The sequence below is a fragment of the Catenuloplanes sp. NPDC051500 genome (assembly GCF_044454585.1).
Lineage (GTDB): Bacteria > Actinomycetota > Actinomycetes > Mycobacteriales > Micromonosporaceae > Catenuloplanes.
Window position 1 is genome coordinate 255,668 of the sequence record NZ_JBITDX010000006.1, and the last position, 18,717, is coordinate 274,384.

At 70.2% G+C, this 18,717-nt stretch carries 19 protein-coding genes and 2 tRNA genes; 2 read left to right on the top strand and 19 right to left on the bottom strand.

Annotated features, from left to right (window positions below):
- Nucleotides 1-69: 69 nt before the first annotated feature.
- The 12 genes from ACIA8K_RS15035 to ACIA8K_RS15090 form a co-directional block, all read right to left on the bottom strand.
- On the bottom strand, nt 70-1,215 hold the full coding sequence (locus tag ACIA8K_RS15035) for an acyl-CoA dehydrogenase family protein (protein ID WP_396058946.1): 1,146 nt from the start codon (nt 1,213-1,215) through the stop codon (nt 70-72).
- 4 nt (nt 1,216-1,219) lie between these two features.
- Nucleotides 1,220-2,719, bottom strand: a complete 1,500-nt coding sequence (locus tag ACIA8K_RS15040) for an acyl-CoA carboxylase subunit beta (protein WP_396059254.1) — start codon at nt 2,717-2,719, stop codon at nt 1,220-1,222.
- A gap of 159 nt (nt 2,720-2,878) precedes the next feature.
- Entirely contained in the window at nt 2,879-4,174 is a 1,296-nt protein-coding gene (locus ACIA8K_RS15045; RefSeq protein WP_396058948.1) for a hypothetical protein, read from the bottom strand.
- Nucleotides 4,175-4,385: 211 nt separating this feature from the next.
- Nucleotides 4,386-4,796, bottom strand: coding sequence for a hypothetical protein (locus tag ACIA8K_RS15050; RefSeq protein WP_396058950.1), 411 nt, complete (start codon nt 4,794-4,796; stop codon nt 4,386-4,388).
- A 200-nt stretch (nt 4,797-4,996) separates the two neighbouring features.
- Complete coding sequence (locus ACIA8K_RS15055) at nt 4,997-5,893, bottom strand: hydroxymethylglutaryl-CoA lyase (protein ID WP_396058952.1); 897 nt, start codon at nt 5,891-5,893, stop codon at nt 4,997-4,999.
- On the bottom strand, nt 5,890-7,230 hold the full coding sequence (locus ACIA8K_RS15060) for an acetyl/propionyl/methylcrotonyl-CoA carboxylase subunit alpha (protein WP_396058954.1): 1,341 nt from the start codon (nt 7,228-7,230) through the stop codon (nt 5,890-5,892). The genes ACIA8K_RS15055 and ACIA8K_RS15060 overlap by 4 nt, the downstream gene beginning before the upstream one ends.
- Nucleotides 7,231-7,251: 21 nt before the next feature.
- On the bottom strand, nt 7,252-7,866 hold the full coding sequence (locus ACIA8K_RS15065) for a TetR/AcrR family transcriptional regulator (RefSeq protein WP_396059256.1): 615 nt from the start codon (nt 7,864-7,866) through the stop codon (nt 7,252-7,254).
- A 26-nt stretch (nt 7,867-7,892) separates the two neighbouring features.
- Entirely contained in the window at nt 7,893-8,450 is a 558-nt protein-coding gene (locus ACIA8K_RS15070; protein WP_396058956.1) for a VanZ family protein, read from the bottom strand.
- Complete coding sequence (locus ACIA8K_RS15075) at nt 8,447-9,337, bottom strand: sulfurtransferase (RefSeq protein ID WP_396058958.1); 891 nt, start codon at nt 9,335-9,337, stop codon at nt 8,447-8,449. The genes ACIA8K_RS15070 and ACIA8K_RS15075 overlap by 4 nt, the downstream gene beginning before the upstream one ends.
- Before the next feature lie 9 nt (nt 9,338-9,346).
- Nucleotides 9,347-10,123, bottom strand: coding sequence for an SGNH/GDSL hydrolase family protein (locus ACIA8K_RS15080; RefSeq protein WP_396058960.1), 777 nt, complete (start codon nt 10,121-10,123; stop codon nt 9,347-9,349).
- Between the two features lie 153 nt (nt 10,124-10,276).
- Complete coding sequence (locus tag ACIA8K_RS15085) at nt 10,277-11,389, bottom strand: hypothetical protein (protein WP_396058962.1); 1,113 nt, start codon at nt 11,387-11,389, stop codon at nt 10,277-10,279.
- Nucleotides 11,386-11,880 (bottom strand): SigE family RNA polymerase sigma factor, encoded by a 495-nt coding sequence (locus ACIA8K_RS15090; protein ID WP_396058964.1) that lies wholly within the window; start codon nt 11,878-11,880, stop codon nt 11,386-11,388. The genes ACIA8K_RS15085 and ACIA8K_RS15090 overlap by 4 nt, the downstream gene beginning before the upstream one ends.
- Before the next feature lie 118 nt (nt 11,881-11,998).
- On the opposite strand from ACIA8K_RS15090, the gene ACIA8K_RS15095 reads away from it, so the two are divergent.
- Nucleotides 11,999-13,741, top strand: a complete 1,743-nt coding sequence (locus ACIA8K_RS15095; protein ID WP_396058966.1) for a proline--tRNA ligase — start codon at nt 11,999-12,001, stop codon at nt 13,739-13,741.
- Between the two features lie 154 nt (nt 13,742-13,895).
- Nucleotides 13,896-14,327: a SufE family protein gene (locus ACIA8K_RS15100; RefSeq protein ID WP_396058969.1), complete on the top strand. Its 432-nt coding sequence runs from the start codon at nt 13,896-13,898 to the stop codon at nt 14,325-14,327.
- Nucleotides 14,328-14,395: 68 nt separating this feature from the next.
- Here the strand turns inward: ACIA8K_RS15100 and ACIA8K_RS15105 are convergent, their stop codons facing one another.
- The 7 genes from ACIA8K_RS15105 to ACIA8K_RS15135 form a co-directional block, all read right to left on the bottom strand.
- A complete protein-coding gene (locus ACIA8K_RS15105) occupies nt 14,396-14,929 on the bottom strand; it encodes a YbaK/EbsC family protein (protein ID WP_396059258.1) in 534 nt (177 codons plus the stop codon).
- Nucleotides 14,930-14,944: 15 nt separating this feature from the next.
- Nucleotides 14,945-15,838 carry a hypothetical protein gene (locus ACIA8K_RS15110; protein WP_396058971.1) on the bottom strand — a complete coding sequence of 298 codons (894 nt, stop codon included), beginning with the start codon at nt 15,836-15,838 and terminating at the stop codon, nt 14,945-14,947.
- 33 nt (nt 15,839-15,871) lie between these two features.
- A complete protein-coding gene (locus ACIA8K_RS15115; protein ID WP_396058973.1) occupies nt 15,872-16,807 on the bottom strand; it encodes a sulfotransferase domain-containing protein in 936 nt (311 codons plus the stop codon).
- Between the two features lie 445 nt (nt 16,808-17,252).
- Nucleotides 17,253-17,328, bottom strand: a tRNA-Ala gene (locus tag ACIA8K_RS15120).
- Nucleotides 17,329-17,344: 16 nt separating this feature from the next.
- Nucleotides 17,345-17,473, bottom strand: a complete 129-nt coding sequence (locus tag ACIA8K_RS15125) for a DLW-39 family protein (protein ID WP_232323795.1) — start codon at nt 17,471-17,473, stop codon at nt 17,345-17,347.
- A 67-nt stretch (nt 17,474-17,540) separates the two neighbouring features.
- Nucleotides 17,541-17,614 (bottom strand) — tRNA-Ile (locus ACIA8K_RS15130).
- A gap of 140 nt (nt 17,615-17,754) precedes the next feature.
- The gene (locus ACIA8K_RS15135; RefSeq protein WP_396058975.1) at nt 17,755-18,714 is read right to left on the bottom strand and encodes a DUF3566 domain-containing protein; all 960 of its coding nucleotides are present in this window, start codon (nt 18,712-18,714) and stop codon (nt 17,755-17,757) included.
- Nucleotides 18,715-18,717 lie beyond the last annotated feature (3 nt).

The window sequence follows — 18,717 nt, forward strand, 5'->3', positions numbered from 1 at the left end:
ACGGGCGCGTATCACAGTCGGGAAGACGATCGTCGCGGGACCGACCCGCACACCGCCGATAACCGACAGTCAGATGCCAAGGTCCCGAGCGATGATCATCCGCTGGATCTCGGACGTACCCTCGCCGATCTCCAGGATTTTGGCATCGCGCCAGAACCGGGCCACCGGAGTCTCGTTCATGAAGCCGTATCCACCGTGGATCTGGGTGGCCTGCCGCGCGTTCTCCACCGCGCACTCGCTGGCGTGCAGCTTCGCGATCGCTGCGGCGCGCTTGAAGTCCGCGCCGGACAGCAGCTTGGCGGCCGCGTCGTAGTAGGCGAGGCGGGAGGTGTGCGCGCGTACCTCCATGTCGGAGATCTTGAACTGGATCGCCTGGAAGTCGCCGATCGCGTGGCCGAACGCGTGGCGCTGCCGGGCGTACGCGATCGACTCGTCCACGCAGCCCTGGGCCAGACCGGTGGCGAGCGCCGCGATCGCGATCCGCCCCTCGTCGAGGATGCGCAGGAACTGGGCGAAGCCGCGGCCGCGCGGGCCGAGCAGGTTCGCCGCGGGGACGCGCACGTCGTCGAAGGCCAGCTCATGCGTGTCCGACGCACACCAGCCGACCTTGGAGTAACCGGGCAGCACCGTGAAGCCGGGTGTTCCGCTCGGCACGATGATCGAGGAGATCTCCTTGGAGCCGTCCGGGTTCGTGCCGGTCACCGCCGTGACCGTGACAAGCGAGGTGATGTCCGTTCCGGAGTTGGTGATGAAGCACTTCGTGCCGTTGATCACCCACTCGTCGCCGTCCAGGACCGCGCGGGTGGTGGTGCCGCCCGCGTCCGACCCGGCGCCTGGCTCGGTCAGCCCGAACGCGGCCAGCGACTCGCCGCTGACCAGGTCCGGCAGCCAGCGCGACTTCTGCTCCTCGGTGCCGAAGCGGTAGATCGGCATGGCGCCGAGCGAGATCGCGGCCTCAAGCGTGATGGCCACGCTCGAGTCGACGCGGGCCAGCTCCTCAAGCGTCAGGCAGAGCGCCAGGTAGTCGCCGCCCATGCCGCCCGCCTCCTCCGGGAACGGCAGGCCGAACAGGCCCATCGCACCCATCCGGCGGACGATGTCGTACGGGAACGCGTGCTTCTCGTAGAACTCGCCGATCACCGGTGCGACCACCTCGCGTGCGAACTCCCGCACACTTGACCGCAGCGCTTCGTGTTCCTCGGTGAGCATGGCCATCCCCTCAGACTGGTGTCACGCCGTGCCGGCGACGGGAGAACGAGCGGTCCTTGCCCTCGGCGGCCCGATAGCGCGCGATCAGCTCCGCGCGCAGCTCGCCCGGCGGCACGATGGTGTCCACCACCAACTCACCGGCGAGGCGGGCGATGTCGATGTCGCGCTCGTACTCGGCGCGGCGGGCGGCGACGAACGCGTCCCGCTCGGCCTCGTCCTCGATCGCGGCGATCTTGTTGGCGTAGACCGCGTTCACGGCGGCCTCCGCGCCCATCACCGCGATCTTGGCGGTGGGCAGCGCGATCGTGGCGTCCGGGTCGAAGCCCGGGCCGGCCATCGCGTAGAGGCCGGCTCCGTACGCCTTGCGGACCACCACGCAGATCTTCGGCACCGTGGCCTCGGAGACCGCGCTGATCATCTTGGCGCCGTGCCGGATGATGCCCTGCTTCTCCACTGCGGTGCCGACCATGAAGCCCGGCACGTCAGCGAGGAAGAGCAGCGGCACGTTGAACGCGTCGCAGAGCTGGACGAAGCGGGCCGCCTTGTCCGCCGAGTCCACGAAGAGCACGCCGCCCTTGAACATCGAGTTGTTGCCGAGCACGCCGACGGTACGGCCGTCCAGCCGCCCGAACCCGATGGTCAGCTCGCGCGCCCAGAGCGCCTGGATCTCCAGGAACGAGTCGCGGTCGAGCAGTCCCTTCACGAACCGCCGCATGTCGAACGCCTGCCGCTCGCTGGCCGGGATCAGCCCGCCGAGGTCGATGGCGGGCGCGTCCGCGGCCTCACGCACAGGCGGCACGGACGTCCAGTTGTCCGGGAGGTATGACAGGTAGCGGCGGACCACGTCCAGCGCCTCAGCCTCGGACTTGCACAGGAAGTGACCGACGCCCGACTCCGCACAGTGGACGCGCGCGCCGCCCATCTCCTCAAGCGTGGTCTGCTCGCCGGTGACCATCCGGACCATCCGGTCCGAGCCGAGGTACATGCTGGCGTTGCCCTCGACCATGGCCACCACGTCACAGAACGCGGGGATGTAGGCGCCGCCGGCCGCGGACGGGCCGAACAGCGCGCAGACCTGCGGAATCGCGCCGGATGCTCGGACCTGAGTGTGGAAGATCTTCCCGGCGCCGCGCCGGCCGGGGAACAGGTCGACCTGGTCGGTGATCCGGGCGCCGGCGGAGTCGACCAGGTAGATCATCGGCTGGCCGCGGTCGTACGCGCGCTCGATGATCCTGATGATCTTCTCGACCGTGCGGGCGCCCCAGGAACCGGCCTTGACCGTGGAGTCGTTCGCCATCAGGCAGACCGGGCGACCGGCGACGGTGGCGGTCCCGGTGACCACGCCGTCCGCCGGCAGGCCCTCGGCCAGCGCATTCGCATACCGCCCGTCCTCGATGAACGAGCCCTCGTCGACCAGGTACGCCACCCGTTCGCGGGCGAAGAGCTTGCCCTTCGAGGCGTTCGCGGCGTGGTACTTCTCGGCGCCGCCCGCCTCGACGCGCTTGCGCATTTCCGCCAGTTCGGCCTCGTCGAGCGCCACCGGACCTCCCCATCGCTGCTTAACGATCGTTAGGGTATCGCGACGGGAACTGCGGCGCCACCGAATGCACGGAAACGAAAGGAGCCCTCGCGCCGTGCGCGAGGGCTCCCGTCAGTGCTACAGCGTTGTTCAGCCCAGCAGGCTGGACAGGTTGAGGCTGCTCAGCAGGTCGCCGGTCGGCAGACCGCTGGCGTTCGAGCCACCGGACTTGCCGCCGAGGACCGGAAGGGCCAGCGACTCGCGCGAGGAGTGACGACCCGCGTCGGCGCCGTCGCCGTACGCGTCCGGGCTCACGCCGTCGTAGTCGCCGGACGGGTCGCCGGAGTTGTCGTCGACCGGCTCCTCGTCCACCGGCTCCTCGTCGGCGGGCGACTCGTCGGTCGGCTCCTCGTCCACCGGCGACTCGTCGGTCGGCTCCTCGTCGTCCGGGTAGTGCGAGTCCGGGCTGTCCGGGGAGACACCGGTGTCGTCGCCCTGGGTGCCGTTGGAGCACTGCGCAGCGGCCTCGCCGTCGCCAAGCACGCCCGCGGCAACGCCGCAGATGTTGATCGGCACGTCGACCGGGACCGCAACCTGGAGGTTGTTCAGGATGCCGTCGGTGTCGCCACCGCCGACGCCCTGGGTGATCCCGTGCTCGCCCCAGCCGCCGCCGGACGCGTTGTCGCAGTCCGCAGCCGCCTCGCTGTCGCCGAGGAGGCCGACAGCGACGCCGCACAGGTTGATCGGCACGTTGACCGGAACCGCGACCTGCGCGTTGTTCAGGACGCCGTCTGTGTCGCCACCGCCGACGCCCTGGGTGATCGCGGTGCCCTCGCCGGCGCCGTGGCCCTTGGCCCAGCCGCCGTTGCTCAGCTTCGCGGCCGACTTGGCGTCACCGATCGCGATGCCACCGGCGTTGACCGGGACGTGGATCGGCGCGAAGACCTGGAGGTTGTTGCCGATGCCGTCGACGTCGGCGCTGCCCCAGTTCTTGCTGTGGGCGTTGCCGTGCTCGGTGACCTGGGCCGACTCGGTGGCGTGGCCACCGTTCTTGCCCACGCCCTCGGCGGACGCGTCACCCAGGATGCCCGCGGCAACCCCGATGACGTTGACCGGAACGGCGATCGGCACGGCGGCCTGCAGGTTGTTGCCGATGCCGTCGACGTCGCCGGAGCCGCCACCCTGGGTGATCGAATGCTCCGGAAGGTCGTTCGAGCACTCGGACGCGGCGTAGCCGTCGCCAAGCACGCCGGCCGCGATGCTGCACAGGTTGACCGGGATGTCGATCGGCGCCGCGATCTGCGCGTTGTTGAGGATGCCGTCGGTGTCCCCGTCGTTCGAGGACGCCTGCTGGATGTCGGCCGCCTGTGCGGCGGTCGGCGCGAGCAGCAGTGCGCCCGCGGTCAGCACACCGACGCTCAGAGTCTTGCGAACCCAAGTCTTCATGGGAAAGCAATAACCTTTCGAAATGAGATCAAAGGGAATGTCTCTTACGGAATTTCACTATTAGGTTGTGGTGCCGAATCCGAATCCGGCCGGGCGTGTGAACGCCTTACCGATTCCCGTTTCCCTGACTCCGCCGGTGGACGTACGCCCTGGTGGACAACGGTGGGGAGAGCCGCGCGGCAATGCACCGGCGGAACCATCACTGGTCTGGTCAGGTGAAACGATCGAGGCCTCGGCGGCGGATGCCGGGCGCGCGGCCCGCTCCGGTTCCGGGCCGAGCCGATATACCGGTCACAGCCGCCGACACCGGCGCCCGGGTGAGCGTGGTAATCGCGGCGGCAACACCCGGGCGGGCGGCGGTGTCCATGGAGCCGGTCGATCCGCCGGTGAGGCGGGGCGCGGCGGCCGACTCCCATTCACAGATGCGTGCGGGCGCCGGACGATCGGTCTCCACCGGCTGGTGCGCCGGCATCGCCGTGTCGTTCCGGACCGTGACGCCGGTGCCGTGGAGGTGGTCCAGTGGCAGCGCGGCGTCTACCGCAAGCGTCAGAAGCTCACCGGCCGGCGAGGGTGCGCTCTCCTCGGTCACCTCGGTGCCGAGGCCGTTGACGAGAGAGAGCACGGACCCGCCGAGGGGCGACGCGGCCGACGCGGGCAGTGCCGCGCATGGTGCGCGCCCAGCCCGTTGTCCCGCCATCGATTCGCCCCTCGTCCGTTCGGCACGTCATTCGGCGGGCGTCTCATCCCTCACAAATTGGACGAAACGCTCTCACCGAATTAGGTAACGAAGCGGATAAGAGCGGGATACGCGACGAATCGGATTTACTGCGCAACAGTGCGATAGCGCGGACCGGCCCGCAGCACGCCCGACGGCAGTTCCCGGCCGGTGATCTCCTCGGCCAGCGCGGCCGCAAGCAGAAGTCTCTCCAGGTCGATGCCGGTGTCCAGGCCCATGTCGTGAAGCATGTGGACCACCTCCTCGGTGGCCACGTTTCCGGAGGCGCCGGGGGCGTACGGACAGCCGCCAAGCCCGCCCACGCTCGCGTCGAACTCCCGCACGCCCAGGTCAAGCGCGGTCAGGATGTTCGCCAGGCCGGTCCCGCGGGTGTTGTGGAAGTGAAGCAGCACCGGCGCGTCGCCGCGGACCGTGTCGACCGCGGCCAGCAGCTCCCGGACCCGGCGCGGCGTACCCATCCCGGTGGTGTCGCCGAACGCGATCCGGTCCGCGCCGTCGCCGAGCACCCGCTCCACGATGCCTGCCACCCGGGCCGGGGCGATGTCACCCTCGTACGGGCAGCCGAAGCTGGTCGCCACGATCACCTCGACCGTACCGCCGGCCGCGTGCACGGCCGCGATCAGGCCGGTGACGTCCGCGAGCGAGTCCTCAGTGGACCGGTTGAGGTTGCGCCGGTTGTGCGTGTCGCTCGCCGAGACCACCACCTCGATCTCGGTGAACCCGGCGGCCAGCGCGCGGTCCGCACCGCGCAGGTTCGGCACCAGCGCGGAGTAGCGGACGCCCTCGGCCCGGCGGGCCCGCCGCCACACCTCATCAGCGTCCGCCATCTGCGGGATGGCCTTGGGGTGCACGAAGGACACCGCCTCGATCCGGCGCACGCCGGTGCCGGAGAGCGCGTCAAGCAGCTGGACCTTCGCCTCGGTCGGCACCGGGTCCTCGTTCTGCAGGCCGTCGCGGGGGCCGACCTCACGGATGGAGATCATCGGATCCCCCGCATCCGGCCCACGATCCCGGTGTCGTAGTCGCCGGAGCGGAACTCGTCGTTCTCAAGCAGCTCGGCGAAGAACGGCAGGTTCGACTTGGGGCCGGTGATCAGGAACGCGGCGACCGCGTCCCGCGCGCGGGCAAGCGCCTGCTCCCGGTCCTCGCCGTAGACGATCAGCTTGGCCATCAGCGAGTCGTAGAAGCGCGGGACCGTGGTGCCCTCGGCGTAGCCGGAGTCGACCCGGACGCCCGCACCGGACGGCTCCTGCCACGCCGTGACCGGGCCAGGTCCGGGCAGGAAGCGTTTCGGGTCCTCCGCGTTGACGCGCAGCTCGATCGCGTGACCGCGTGGGTGCAGCGCCGAGAACGCCGGTGGCAGGCCGGAGGCGACCCGGAGCTGCTCCTCGACCAGGTCCACGCCCCAGACCAGCTCCGTGATCGGGTGCTCGACCTGGAGCCGCGTGTTCATCTCCAGGAAGAAGAAGTCGCCGGTGGCCGGGTCGAGCAGGCACTCCACGGTGCCGGCGTTGCGATAGCCGACCGCCTCGCCGGCCCGGACCGCGGCGGCCAGCAGCCGAGCGCGCAGCTCCGGGCCCACGGCCGGGGACGGCGCCTCCTCCGCGATCTTCTGGTTGCGGCGCTGCACGGAGCACTCGCGCTCGCCAAGCGCGACCACCCGGCCGTCGGCCAGGCCGAGGATCTGCACCTCGACGTGGCGTACCCGCGGGAAGTAGCGCTCCAGCAGCACCGCACCGTCGCCGAACATGCGGTCCGCGAACGCGCGTACCTTGTCGAACTCCGCGCGCAGCGCCGAGGCGTCCGCCGCGACCGCCATGCCCATGCCGCCACCGCCCGCGGCCGCCTTCACCATCACCGGGTAGCCCACCACCTCGGCCGCTGCCAGCGCGGACTCGATGTCGGCGACCGGCTCGCGGGTGCCGGGCGCGACCGGCACGCCGGCGGCCTCCATCAGATTGCGCGCCTGGATCTTGTCGCCCATCGCGGTGATCGCGTCGGCGCCGGGACCGACCCAGATCAAACCCTGAGCCGCGACGGTACGGGCGAAGTCCGCGTTCTCCGAGAGGAAGCCGTAGCCCGGGTGCACCGCCTGCGCGCCTGTCGACTTCGCCGCGGCCAGGATCGCCTCGGCGTTGCGGTAGCTGAGTGCCGGATCGGCCGGCCCGACGCAGACCGCCTCGTCCGCCTCGCGCGCGAACGGCAGGTCCGCGTCGACATCCGAGTGGACCGCGATGGTGCGGACCCCCAGACGGCGGGCGGTGCGGATGATCCGCCGGGCGATCTCACCCCGGTTCGCGACAAGCAACGACTCGATCATGCGGAGCGCCCTCCTGGAGATCTACTTGGCGTGCAGCAGCGCGGCGAGCGTGGCGGCGCGCAGCAGCACGGCCCGGCGTTCGCGCTCCACCTCCCCGCCGAGGAACGGCGTGGAGTTCATCAGGCCGAACGCGGCGTGCGCCATCACCCGGGCCTCTCCGGCGCTCAGCTGAGGGCGCAGCACGGACAGCACCTGCACCCACTCTTCGACGTAGAGGCGCTGCAGGCGGCGGATCTGCCTGCGCGGCTCCTCCGGCAGGCGGTCCAGCTCGTGCAGGTGCAGCGCGATCACGGCCGGGTTGGCAAGCGCGAACTCGACGTGGAAGTCGATCAGGGACTCGAGTGCGACACGGGGCTCGTGGCCGTGCTCGGAGACGCGGTCACGACCACCTGCCAGCAGGCTCTCGCTCACCGGTATCAGCGCCGCGACAAGCATCGCCTCCTTGCCGGCGAAGTGGTGGTAGAGCGCGGGGCCGGTGACCCCGGCGGCCGAGCCGATATCGTCCATCGAGACGCCGTGGTAGCCGCGTGAGGCGAAGAGCCGGACGGCGATGCCGAGGATCTCGTCCTTGCGCGAACGCCGCTTGCCCTGGGTAGCAGCGCCCTGTCCCGGGACGCTCGGGGTCTGCTGATCCACCGTCACCCGACCACCCTATCCCGATGTCAAGCAGAAACTGAACGATCACTTAGGCGAGAGAGATCACCCGCGACCCACCACCGGCGGGAGGCGAGCGCGGCCAGACCCGCGCCGGTCGCGTTCACAAGCACGTCGTCGATCGAGGCGACCCTGCCCAGGTCCAGCGCGTACTGCAGAATCTCCACCGTCGCGGAGCAGACCGCGCCGAGCAGCAGCACACGGCCGGCGCTGCGCAGCGCGGGCCAGCGGATCGGGGCGAGCGCACCCAACCCGGCAAAGACCAGAAGATTGCCGCCCACCTGGTACGCCAGGAAGCCGAGACCCTCCGCGGCCTGATTCGGCAGGTCCGTGAACGGGATGAGGAACACCTGGCCGGGCGCGTCCCGCGGGGTAAGGATCATCCACACCCAGGGCACGGTGGTGATCAGGATGCCGATCTCGGCCGCGCTGTTCCGCCAGGCGGTAGTCCGGGGCACGCCGTGTCGCATGCGGAGCGCCGCGAGCCCGGTGGCGACAATCGCCGCCACCGGGATCAACGCGAACGCGACGAGGACGACGCCGCCCCACTCGCGCCAGACGCTCAACGAGGATCCGGGCCCTTCACGATCGGCACGCGGACCAGGTTGCCCCACTCCGTCCAGGAACCGTCGTAGTTGCGCACGGTGGAGAAGCCGAGCAGGTGGCGCAGCACGAACCAGGTGTGGCTGGACCGCTCGCCGATCCTGCAGTAGGCGATCACGTCGTCGGAGTCGCTCAGACCCAGCTCGTCGCGGTAGATCGCGCTCAGCTCCGCGGCCGACTTGAACGACCCGTCGTCCCGGGCCGCCTGCTTCCACGGCTTGTTCACCGCGCCCGGCACGTGCCCGCCGCGCAGCGCGCCCTCCTGCGGATAGGCCGGCATGTGCGTCAGCTCGCCGGTGTACTCCTGCGGGGAGCGCACGTCGACCATCGGCAGGCCGGCGACCGAATGCGCCTCGACCTGCTCGCGGAACGCGCGGATCGGCGCGTCGTCGCGGACCGGGACCGGATAGTCGGCGCGGGGGCGCTCGGCGCGGTCGCGGGTGAGCTCACGGCCCTCCGCCGCCCACTTCTGCCGGCCGCCGTCCAGCAGGCGCACGTCGGCGTGACCGAAGAGCGTGAAGACCCACAGCGCGTACGCCGCCCACCAGTTGAAGTTGTCGCCGTAGAACACGATCGTGTCGCCGCGCCCGATGCCCTTCGCCGCACACAGCTCCGCGAACGCCTCCGCGGACAGGTAGTCCCTGGTCACCTCGTCGTTCAGCTCGGTGTGCCAGTCGACCTTCACCGCGCCGGGGATGTGCCCGGTGTCGTAGAGCAACACGTCCTCGTCGGACTCGACCACGACCAGACCGGGGTCGTTGAGGTGCTCGGCCAGCCAGTCCGTGGTCACCAGGCGCTCGGGGTGGGCATATTCCCGCAGGTACTGCGCGGGATCAGTGGGTGCGGGCATGCACCTAAATTACGCGTCCTCCCGGATGATCGGCGCCAGGGACGGGCGTTTGGCGGAGATCAGATCGCCCGAGGAACGGCCGGTCAGCCGCCGGCGGACCCACGGCGCCAGGTAGCGGCCGGCCCAGCGCAGGTCCGCGCTGCGGGCGAGCAGCCACGGCGCCGGCGCCGGGTGCGGCGGCACAAGCATCCAGTCCTCGTCCGCTGCAACGCCGAGCGCATGCAGCACGTGGGCGGCGGTCCGGCGGTGGCCGACGTCGGACAGGTGCAGCCGGTCGATGCTCCAGAGCAGCGGGTTGCGGAACTCGTCGTCCTGGTAGAGATCGATCAGGTACGCGCCGGTCTGCTCCGCGGTCTCGCCGACCCGCTCGTTCATGTAGGCGACCCGCGGCCCGACCAGGCGCTGACCGGGCAGCCGCAGCGTCACATCGGCGAAACGGAAGACGATCGCGTCCGCGCCGGTCGCCCGGATCCGGGTGATCGAGTCGTGGAAGCTGTCACAGACCGCGACCGGCTCGCACTTCGGGCGCAGGATGTCGTTGCCGCCTGCCGCGAAGCTGACCAGGTCCGGCCGCATCGCGAGCGCGACCGGCAGCTGATCGCTCGTGACCGACGGCAGCAGCCGGCCACGGATCGCCAGGTTCGCGTAGCGGAAGTCCGGTCCCGCCTCGGCCGCGAGCCGGGTGGCGACCAGATCCGCCCAGCCACGGAACGTGCCGTCCGGATAGGGGTCGTCCATCCCCTCGGAGAAGCTGTCCCCGACCGCCACGAAATTGTGCCAGCGCATACCCGTACCCCCGAAGGTAGTTGCATCTGCCAGGTATTTTGCCGTGCTCGGTTACCGCTTGGTAGCCCTGCCCCGGAGTGAGCTTCAAGACAACCCAGGCCAGCCGCCGGTACGTACCGGCGGCTGATTTGTGTGTTGTTGTGTTCGGGCCGCTCAGGGCAGGACGAGGCGCAACAACGTCGCCTCCCGCACCTCAACCGGCTCCTCGGCCTGGCTGACCACCCGGCCGTCCGGCGCGATGATCAGCAGACTCGATCGAGCCTCGTCGCCCACTCGGGCCACCAGGTTTCCGTCCGCCAGGAAGAAGAGCTGGCGGACCGCCCGGCCGCCGGTATCCAGCGGCAGGGTCATTCCGGAGCTCACCTCGATCACGAGATCGGCGGCGAGGGTGCGGGGCGGCGAGACCACCCGCGCCTGCTCGTTGTCGATCAGACGAGCGGTGATCCGGCGACCGTCCGCCGAGATGCTGACGATCTCGAAGTCGGTCTCGTTGCCGCTCGGATCGGGGATGACCCGCGTCTCGCCGGTGCGCAGGTTGCGGACCACCTGGTCGAACCGGCCGACCTGCGGCATGTCCGTGAATGCCGCCCAATCGCCGTTGATCCGGACGTCACAGCCCCACTGCTCGTCCGGCACGGCGGTGAAGGATCCTTCGTCGATCGAGAACCAGCCGATGCGCTGCGTTTCCCTGGTCCACATCCGCCCGAACAACCTGGTCGAGTCGGACGACCACTCCGGCTCCAGGCAGGAGCCGTCCACCGAGGCGTCGGCGTCCTCGCGGGGGAGGACGAACATGTCGTCGTCACCGACCCGGGCCAGGTGGATCCCGGACTGGGTGGTCCAGGACAGGCGGGTTCCGTCAGGTGAGACGGTGAGGCTCTCCTGCACCTCGTCGCCGCTGTACCGGCCGATCCCGTTGGTGCGCACGTCGTGGAAACGCACGGCGTCGTCGGTCCACACCGTGATGCTGCCCTGCCCGTCGAGTCCGTCGAGGCCATCGACGTACACCGCCGATCTGGTTCCGGGGGGCAGCGCTCCCGTGGACGGCGAGGGCGTAGTGGCGATGTCCGGAAGCGCGCGGTCGTCGTGGCCCAGCGCGAATCCGGCGGAGGTGACCGCGACGACCGCGACGGTGGCGGCCGCGACAAGCGCGAGCCGGGTCCGGGCGATCCGGTGTGAGGTGCGCACCGCACGGTCGTGCAGGTCGACCGGCTGGGCCGCCCCGGCCAGGTCGTGCAGGCCTGCGCGAAGACTGTCCAGGTTCATGCCGGGCTCCCCTCGTGGAGATCGGTCAGCGTGCGGAGCTTGGCCAGCGCCTTCGAGGTCTGGCTCTTCACGGTGCCGACAGTGACGCCGAGCAGGTGCGCGGTCTCGGCCTCGGTGTGATCCTCGAAGAACCGCAGCACGATCACCGCGCGCTGCCTGGGCGGCAGGGTGAGCAATGCGGCGCGCAAGGTCATCCGCAGTGCGGAGTCGTCATGGTGTGGACGCTCCGGCAGGTCGCCGGGCAGCACCTCGGCCACCCGGCGGCGCCGCCACCAGGAGACCTGCAGGTGATACATGATCTTCCGGGTGTACGCCTCGGCGTTGCCGACCTGGTCGAGTCGCCGCCAGGCGCGGTGCGTACGGGCCAGCGCGGACTGCACGAGATCCTCGGCCAGGTGCTGATCGCCGGTGAGCAGGTACGCCGCGCGCAGCAGGGCAGGTGTGCGGCTCCGGACGAACTCGTTGAAGCCGTGCGACGGCGGTTCGGCCACCGGCGTCCTCCTGACGGCAACTGAGGGGGTCATGCCTCCCGAGACGCTGGTTTTCCCCGCGATGGTTGCCCGGTATATCGGTCGCGGGCGCCACCGGGGTGAGCCGTACCCTTTCCGCATGCTGCTTCGCATGTCGACCCTGTTCCTGCGCACGCTCCGCGAGGACCCCGCCGAGGCCGAGGTTCCGAGCCACAAGCTGCTGGTACGCGCCGGCTACGTCCGCCGTGCCGCGCCGGGTGGCTACACCTGGCTGCCGCTGGGCAAGCTGGTGCTCGACCGGGTCGCCGCGATCGTGCACGAGGAGATGCGGGCGATCGGCGGGCAGGAGGTGCACTTCCCGGCGATGCTGCCGCGGGAGGCGTACGAGAAGAGCGGGCGCTGGACCGCGTACGGCGACGACATCTTCCGGCTCAAGGACCGGCGTGGCGCGGAGTACCTGCTGGCACCGACGCACGAGGAGATGTTCACGCTCCTGGTGCAGGACCTGTTCAGCTCGTACCGCGACTTCCCGGTGATCCTCTACCAGATCCAGACGAAGTTCCGGGACGAGGCGCGGCCGCGGGCGGGGCTGCTGCGCGGGCGCGAGTTCCTGATGAAGGACGCGTACTCGTTCGACATCTCGGACGCCGGCCTGGAGGAGTCGTACGCGAAGCACCGCGTGGCGTACCAGCGGATCTTCGAACGGCTCGGTCTCGACTTCACGATCGTCTCGGCGCAGTCCGGCGCGATGGGCGGCTCCGGGTCCGAGGAGTTCCTGGCCGCGGCCGAGGTCGGCGAGGACACGTTCGTCGGCTGCACCGCCTGCACCTACGCGGCGAACACCGAGGCGGTGACCACGCCGGCCGCGGAGCCCGTCTCGGTGGCGCACCCGGCCGCCGAGGCACACGACACCCCGGAGACGCCGACCATCCAGTCGCTCGTGGACCTCGCCAACGCGCGCGGGCTTGCCGGCCGTACGGACTGGACCGCGGCGGACACCCTGAAGAACGTGGTCGTGCAGCTGAACGCGCCGGGCGCTACTGAGCCGGAGCTACTTGTCATCGGCGTACCCGGCGACCGCGACGTGGACCTGAAGCGCGTCGAGGCCCAGGTGCACCCGGCCGCGGTCGCCATGTTCGACGACTTCGCCGCCCGGCCCGACCTGGTGCGCGGCTACATCGGCCCGCAGGTGCTGGCCAAGCTCGGCATCCGCTTCCTGGTCGACCCGCGCGTCGCGCCCGGCAGCGCCTGGCTGACCGGAGCGAACGAGCCCGGCCGGCACGCGACGAACGTGGTCTCCGGCCGCGACTTCACGCCGGACGGCACGATCGAGGCGGTCGAGGTCCGCGCCGGCGACCCCTGCCCGAACTGCGCGGACGGCACGCTGGCGATCCGGCGCGGCATCGAGATCGGGCACATCTTCCAGCTCGGCCGCCGGTTCACGGACGTGTTCGGCCTGGACGCGCTCGGCCAGGACGGCAAGCCGGCCCGGATCACCATGGGGTCGTACGGCGTGGGTGTCTCCCGCGCGGTCGCGGCCATCGCCGAGCAGCACTGCGACGAGCGCGGGCTGGTCTGGCCGGCGTCCGTGGCGCCGTTCGACGTGCAGGTGATCCCGGCGGGCAAGGGTGAGCAGCCGGCGATCGCGGAGGCGCTTGCGGAGTCGCTCGTCGCGGCCGGACTGCGGGTGCTGCTCGACGACCGGCCGGCGAAGGTGTCCACGGGCGTCAAGTTCGCGGACGCGGAGCTGATCGGGGCGCCGCACGCGGTGGTCGTCGGGCGCCGCGCGACGGAAGGCGTGGTGGAGCTGCGGGTGCGCGCATCGGACGAGCGTGCCGAGCTGACGATCGCCGACGTGGTCGCGCGCCTGACCGGTCACTGAGACCGTTCCCGCACTGCCGGTCCGGGCGGCCACCGGACGATTGGTTTTTCGTGACCACCCGCGAAGTGGGAAAATCTGCTCGGTCCTCGTTGAATTTGATCTTCGCTGGCCGGTGGCGCGGGCCCGCCGCCCACCTCCTAGTAGCGTGGTGATCGTGACCGACATGCCGCCGAAGCTGGCCGAGATCGTGGAAGAGCTGGCCTCCGCGCCGCGGGACGTGGTGCTGGAGATGCTGCTGGAGTTCTCCGATGCGGTGGCGCCGCTGCCGCCGGAGTTGGCGGGCGGCAGTCACGAGGGCATGGAGCAGGTGCCGGAGTGCCAGACCGCGTTCTTCCTGCGCGCGGAGGTGGGGCCGGACCGCGTGGTGACCACCCACTTCGACGCGCCGCAGGAGGCGCCGACCACGCGCGCGTTCGCCGGCATCCTGGCGGAGGGACTGGCCGGCGCGACAGTGGACGAGGTGCTTGCCGTGCCGGACGACCTGTATGTGCGGATGGGGCTGGCCGCGGTGATCAGCCCGCTGCGGGTGCGCGGCGGCAACGCGATTCTCGCCCGGCTGAAGCGGCAGGTTCGCGAGCGTTTGTAATGTTTCCCGTGAAACAGTATCGACGAACGTGATGAGGCGGGCTCGCGTGCGGGCCCGCCTCATCCGCGTTATTGCAGCTCGCGAGCCAGACCCTCGACGACTTCGGCGTTCGGCAGCTCGGCGGCGAGCGCGCCTGGCAGCTGGATCTTGCCGTGCCGGACCCCGGAGCCGATCACCACGGACGGCTGGGCGAGCACGCGCGGGTCGACAAGGATCGGCCAGTCCGCGGGGAGGCCGATCGGCGTGATGCCGCCGTATTCCATGCCGGTCAGCGCGACGGCCTCGTCCATCGGCGCGAAGCTGAGCTTCCGCACGTTGAGGTGCTTGCGCACCACGCCGTTCACGTCCGCCCGCGTGGTGGCCAGCAGCAGGCAGGCCGCGTAGCGCACGACGCCGTCGCGCTTGCCGGAGACGATCACGCAGTTCGCGGACTCGTCGAGACGCACGCCGTATTCCTCGCAGAACGCGGCCGTGTCCGCAAGGCTCGCGTCGATCGCGGCGACTTCCACGCCCGGGTGTTGAAAGAGTGCGAGCGCGGCGGCGACCGGCGGGGCCAGCAGGTCCGGCCGGTCGAGCGCCGGCTCGGTCTTCAGATTTCCCATCACCCGGCCATCGTGTCAGACCACCTCGGTACGCAGCTCGTGCGCGCCGTCCGGCCTGGTCCCCTCGTAGTAGATGCGGCGGCGGCCGTCGGCGAGATCCACGACGCTCAGGTAGCGGAGCCCGTGCGGCGCGTGCGGCGACTCGACCGGGTCCCCCTCGTCCGCGGCGAGCCGGGCGAACGTGCCGCGTGCGATGCCGGTCCGCTCCTCCCAGTTCTCCTCCGCAGTGGCCCGCCCGTCGTAGGCGACGGTCAGCTCGTCACCGTCCGGGAGGACCGCGGCCACCCGCACGCCGCGGGCGTCCCACTCGCCGGGCCTGCCCGCAAGCGCGGTGCCCTGCCAGGTCCAGGCGATGCCGTCCGGGCTTGTCGCGTACCAGGTGGACATGCGGTCGGCGTGCTCGTCGGTTTCCAGGGGGTGGCAGGAGGCCCAGAGGTGCCAGCCGCCGTCGTGGAAGAGGACGACCGGATCCTTGACCGCGATCGTGTCGTCGCCGGGGAGGACGGTGATCGCCTTCGCCACGGCGAGCTCCTCCGGCGAGTCAGCCTCGACCAGGTCGACGCGCCAGTGCTTGGTGCCGGGCGTGGCTACGCTGACGTAGACGCGCCAGCGCCCGTCCGGCGTGCGGACCAGGGCCGGGCGCTCAAGCGACTCACCGCCGAAGTCGTCCTTGTGCAGCTCGGCGACGGGGGTGAAGCTGACGCCGTCGGTGGAGCGGGCGATCACGTTGACGAAGCCGCGCCCTTCGCCGATCGGGCGCCGGAGCCGGTAGGCGAGGTAGATCGTGTCTCCATCGCGGACCGCGCTCGGGGCCCCGGCCCAGGCCCCGGTCCGCCCGTCCGGTGGGGCGATCACGGTCGTGCCCTCGTCCCACCGTGGCGTCGGGAACGTCATCGTCGACGTCGTCACACTGCCTCCTTATACGAAAATTTCGGTATTTAGTTATACGGGTCGGGCCGACGTGGTGGTCACGCGCGTCCAGTCGTCGTAAGGCGTTCCGGTCACCTGCTCCAGCAGGCGGATCTCGTCGACGAACGCGGGCAGCACCTCCGCCCGTTGCTCCGGGGTCGGCCGGGGCCGCTTGCCACGCTCCCGGTGCAGGGCCGTCAGCAGCGGACCGCGGGCCGCCTTCCGCAGCCAGACAGGATAGCGATGCCCGACCTGGGCGCCGGAGCGGAGAAGATAGCGGAGGATGCTGTTGAGCTGTGTGTCCGCCACGGAGAAGTTGACGTTCGCCTGGGGGACGACATCGATGACGCCGGTCTCCACACCCAGAAACCCACAGACGCGATCGAGGGTGTACGCCGGGGTCTCCCGCAGATCGCGGTAGCGCAGGATCAGGACCTGATCGCGGTCGAACAGCTCGAACAGGTGCTGGACCTGACTCCCGTACTGCCCGAGGCCGGCGTAATGCCAGAAGGCCGCCCACCCCGCGGCGATGCGCTCCGGTTCGCGGCGCATGGCGGTGATGAAGTCCGCCTCGGGCTCCAACCCGGCCGTCCAGAGGTGCTGCCAGTTCGAATGGGCCCGGTCGACGGGGTCCCGCAGCATGAGGATGAGCTTCACGTCCGGGATCAGCTTCTTGATGCGGCGTTGAGCTTCGAAGTCATGGAGGTAAAAGGGCGTCGCTTCACCCCTCAACGCCCCCGGCGCCGCGTTCGCGAAGAGGGCCTCGTACTGCTCACGCTCCCAGATGTGCTCTTGATACGTCTGGATGTCCCCCGGCCCGCCATGGGTGGGAGGCGGACCGTCGGTAAGAAAGAACTTGGGCTCTTTGACTGCCGACAGGTGCAGAGCGGGATGGCGAACGAGGGCGGCATGCAGAGCGGTGGTGCCGGCCTTGGGCACGCCGGCGATCAGAAAGTCGGGCAGGGCCATGGTGCTCCCTCCAACCGGGGCTAATTCGACATATCCGATCGTGTAGATGGGATATTCGCCCTAGGCTACCTGGTCGCAAAGGTTTCCGCTGCTCCCGACTGGGGCGTGGGGCTTGCGCCGACATCAACGCGTCAGAACATGAACCGCACAATCCGGCTGAACCGCGCGAAGGCCACCACCAGTTTCAGAAGCCGGCACACGCAGCGGGTGGTAACGAACGGCGAGCACCAACATGGTCAGCCCATGCTTGGCCGAGCGCAGCAAAGGCTCGTCGCCAAGCGCAGCAAAGGTTCATCGCCGAGCGCAGCGACGGCCCCACCGCAAACCGGCACCAACAGTTTCACGCGCCCACCGGAACGCGGGGCGTCCGGGGGCTCGGCCCCCGGAGAGGAATGACCAACCGCCCACGGTCCGCGCTTTCCGCGGACATAGTTCGCCCAGCGGTTGGTGGAGCCCAGGAGAATCGAACTCCTAACCCCCGCCTTGCAAAGGCGGTGCTCTGCCAATTGAGCTAGGGCCCCGAGGGAAGTGCGGTGGTTAGCGAAGGTCGGGAGCGGTGGTGGCCTCGTGCCAGAGGGCGCGTTCGTCGCTCGACTGCTTGATCTTGCGGGCGACGAGGACGGCGGCTCCGACGACACCTGCGACGATCAGGAGCTTCTTAAACATTGGGGTTGTCCCCTCACTGTTTGAGTGCCGGCCGACCCGGGATGTCGTGCTCCGGGAGAATCGGAAGTGGGGCTAGCTGGAATCGAACCAGCGACCTCAGAGTTATCAGCTCTGCGCTCTAACCGACTGAGCTATAGCCCCGTGCGACCGGGAAAGATTACCGCACCGGGCTCGGACGACCCAAATCGGGGGTCCGCGGTGGGTGGGCGGTCAGGAGAAGTATTGCGCGGGCGCCGTGGGCGTTGCCACGCAATTTCTCCTGACCGCCGTACCGGAATGGATCAGTCTCGTTCGGCGAGCGTCAGCTCGACGCCGCCGACCAGGTCGGCGCAGACGTTGTAGATGAAGGCGCCGAGGGTGGCCAGCGCGGTGAAGAGCACCACGTTGACCAGGCCGATCAGGGCCGAGGTGCCGATCACGCCCTTAGCGGTGATCTTGAAGCCGCCGCCGGCGTCGCCACCGGAGGCGGAGACGAGTTCCTTGAGGCTCTCGTTGACGCTCTGGAAGACGCCCATCGCGTCGAGCGCCAGGTAGAGCACCGAGGTGGCGACGATCACCACGATGAAGAGCACGAGCGACACCGCGAACGAGAACTTCATCACGGACCAGGGGTCGATCCGCTTGACGTTCAGCCTGGCCCGGCGCGGGCCGCGCGCGGCGGCCGAGCCGACCGCGTTGCGTGCTGCCCGGATCGTGTCGGTGACGCGGGCCGCGCCGACGCCCCGCACGGCGCCGGTAAGTCGGCCACTCAGGCCGCCGGTGTTGCTGTCGCGCGCTGCTGCCGCGGCCGCGGCTGCGCCGACACCTGCCGGAATCCGTTCGGTCCGCTCGCCGGGCGGGCTGGACGGACTACCGGCCGCCTTGGCCGGCGGCGTGGTCTTGCCGGGTGCGGTAGCCGCGCCCTTGCTACCGGACACGGTCGCCGCGCCGGCCTTGGACGCGGGCGCGCTGACGCTCGCCGAGGCCGGCTTGCCCGCGGGCACGATCACCGGCTTGACGGCGTCCTTCTCGGCTCCCGTGGACGGGGTGGCCGGCTTCGCCGCCCCTGCCGACGCATCGTCCGGCGGTGGCTTCATCCCCGGGGCGCGTGTGAACTTCGGGGACGGTGCGTCGGTGGAGGATCCGACCATCGCCCGGCCCACCACCGCACGGCCCTTCGCCTTGGCGTCGCCGTCGGCGGAGTCCTTGCCGGCCGGAGTCGCCGAGCTCCCCGCTCCCGACGTCGCCTGTGTCTCCGTCATTCA

Bases quoted from the DNA above. Each gene is read 5' to 3' on its own strand.
- ACIA8K_RS15035 (WP_396058946.1), bottom strand. From the start codon at position 1,215: ATGGCCATGCTCACCGAGGAACACGAAGCGCTGCGGTCAAGTGTGCGG.
- ACIA8K_RS15125 (WP_232323795.1), bottom strand. From the start codon at position 17,473: ATGTTTAAGAAGCTCCTGATCGTCGCAGGTGTCGTCGGAGCCGCCGTC.
- ACIA8K_RS15080 (WP_396058960.1), bottom strand. From the start codon at position 10,123: ATGCGCTGGCACAATTTCGTGGCGGTCGGGGACAGCTTCTCCGAGGGG.
- ACIA8K_RS15085 (WP_396058962.1), bottom strand. From the start codon at position 11,389: ATGAACCTGGACAGTCTTCGCGCAGGCCTGCACGACCTGGCCGGGGCG.
- ACIA8K_RS15095 (WP_396058966.1), top strand. From the start codon at position 11,999: ATGCTGCTTCGCATGTCGACCCTGTTCCTGCGCACGCTCCGCGAGGAC.
- ACIA8K_RS15045 (WP_396058948.1), bottom strand. From the start codon at position 4,174: ATGAAGACTTGGGTTCGCAAGACTCTGAGCGTCGGTGTGCTGACCGCG.
- ACIA8K_RS15055 (WP_396058952.1), bottom strand. From the start codon at position 5,893: ATGATCTCCATCCGTGAGGTCGGCCCCCGCGACGGCCTGCAGAACGAG.
- ACIA8K_RS15075 (WP_396058958.1), bottom strand. From the start codon at position 9,337: ATGCCCGCACCCACTGATCCCGCGCAGTACCTGCGGGAATATGCCCAC.
- ACIA8K_RS15105 (WP_396059258.1), bottom strand. From the start codon at position 14,929: ATGGGAAATCTGAAGACCGAGCCGGCGCTCGACCGGCCGGACCTGCTG.
- ACIA8K_RS15040 (WP_396059254.1), bottom strand. From the start codon at position 2,719: ATGCGCAAGCGCGTCGAGGCGGGCGGCGCCGAGAAGTACCACGCCGCG.
- ACIA8K_RS15135 (WP_396058975.1), bottom strand. From the start codon at position 18,714: ATGACGGAGACACAGGCGACGTCGGGAGCGGGGAGCTCGGCGACTCCG.
- ACIA8K_RS15115 (WP_396058973.1), bottom strand. From the start codon at position 16,807: ATGGCCCTGCCCGACTTTCTGATCGCCGGCGTGCCCAAGGCCGGCACC.
- ACIA8K_RS15060 (WP_396058954.1), bottom strand. From the start codon at position 7,230: ATGATCGAGTCGTTGCTTGTCGCGAACCGGGGTGAGATCGCCCGGCGG.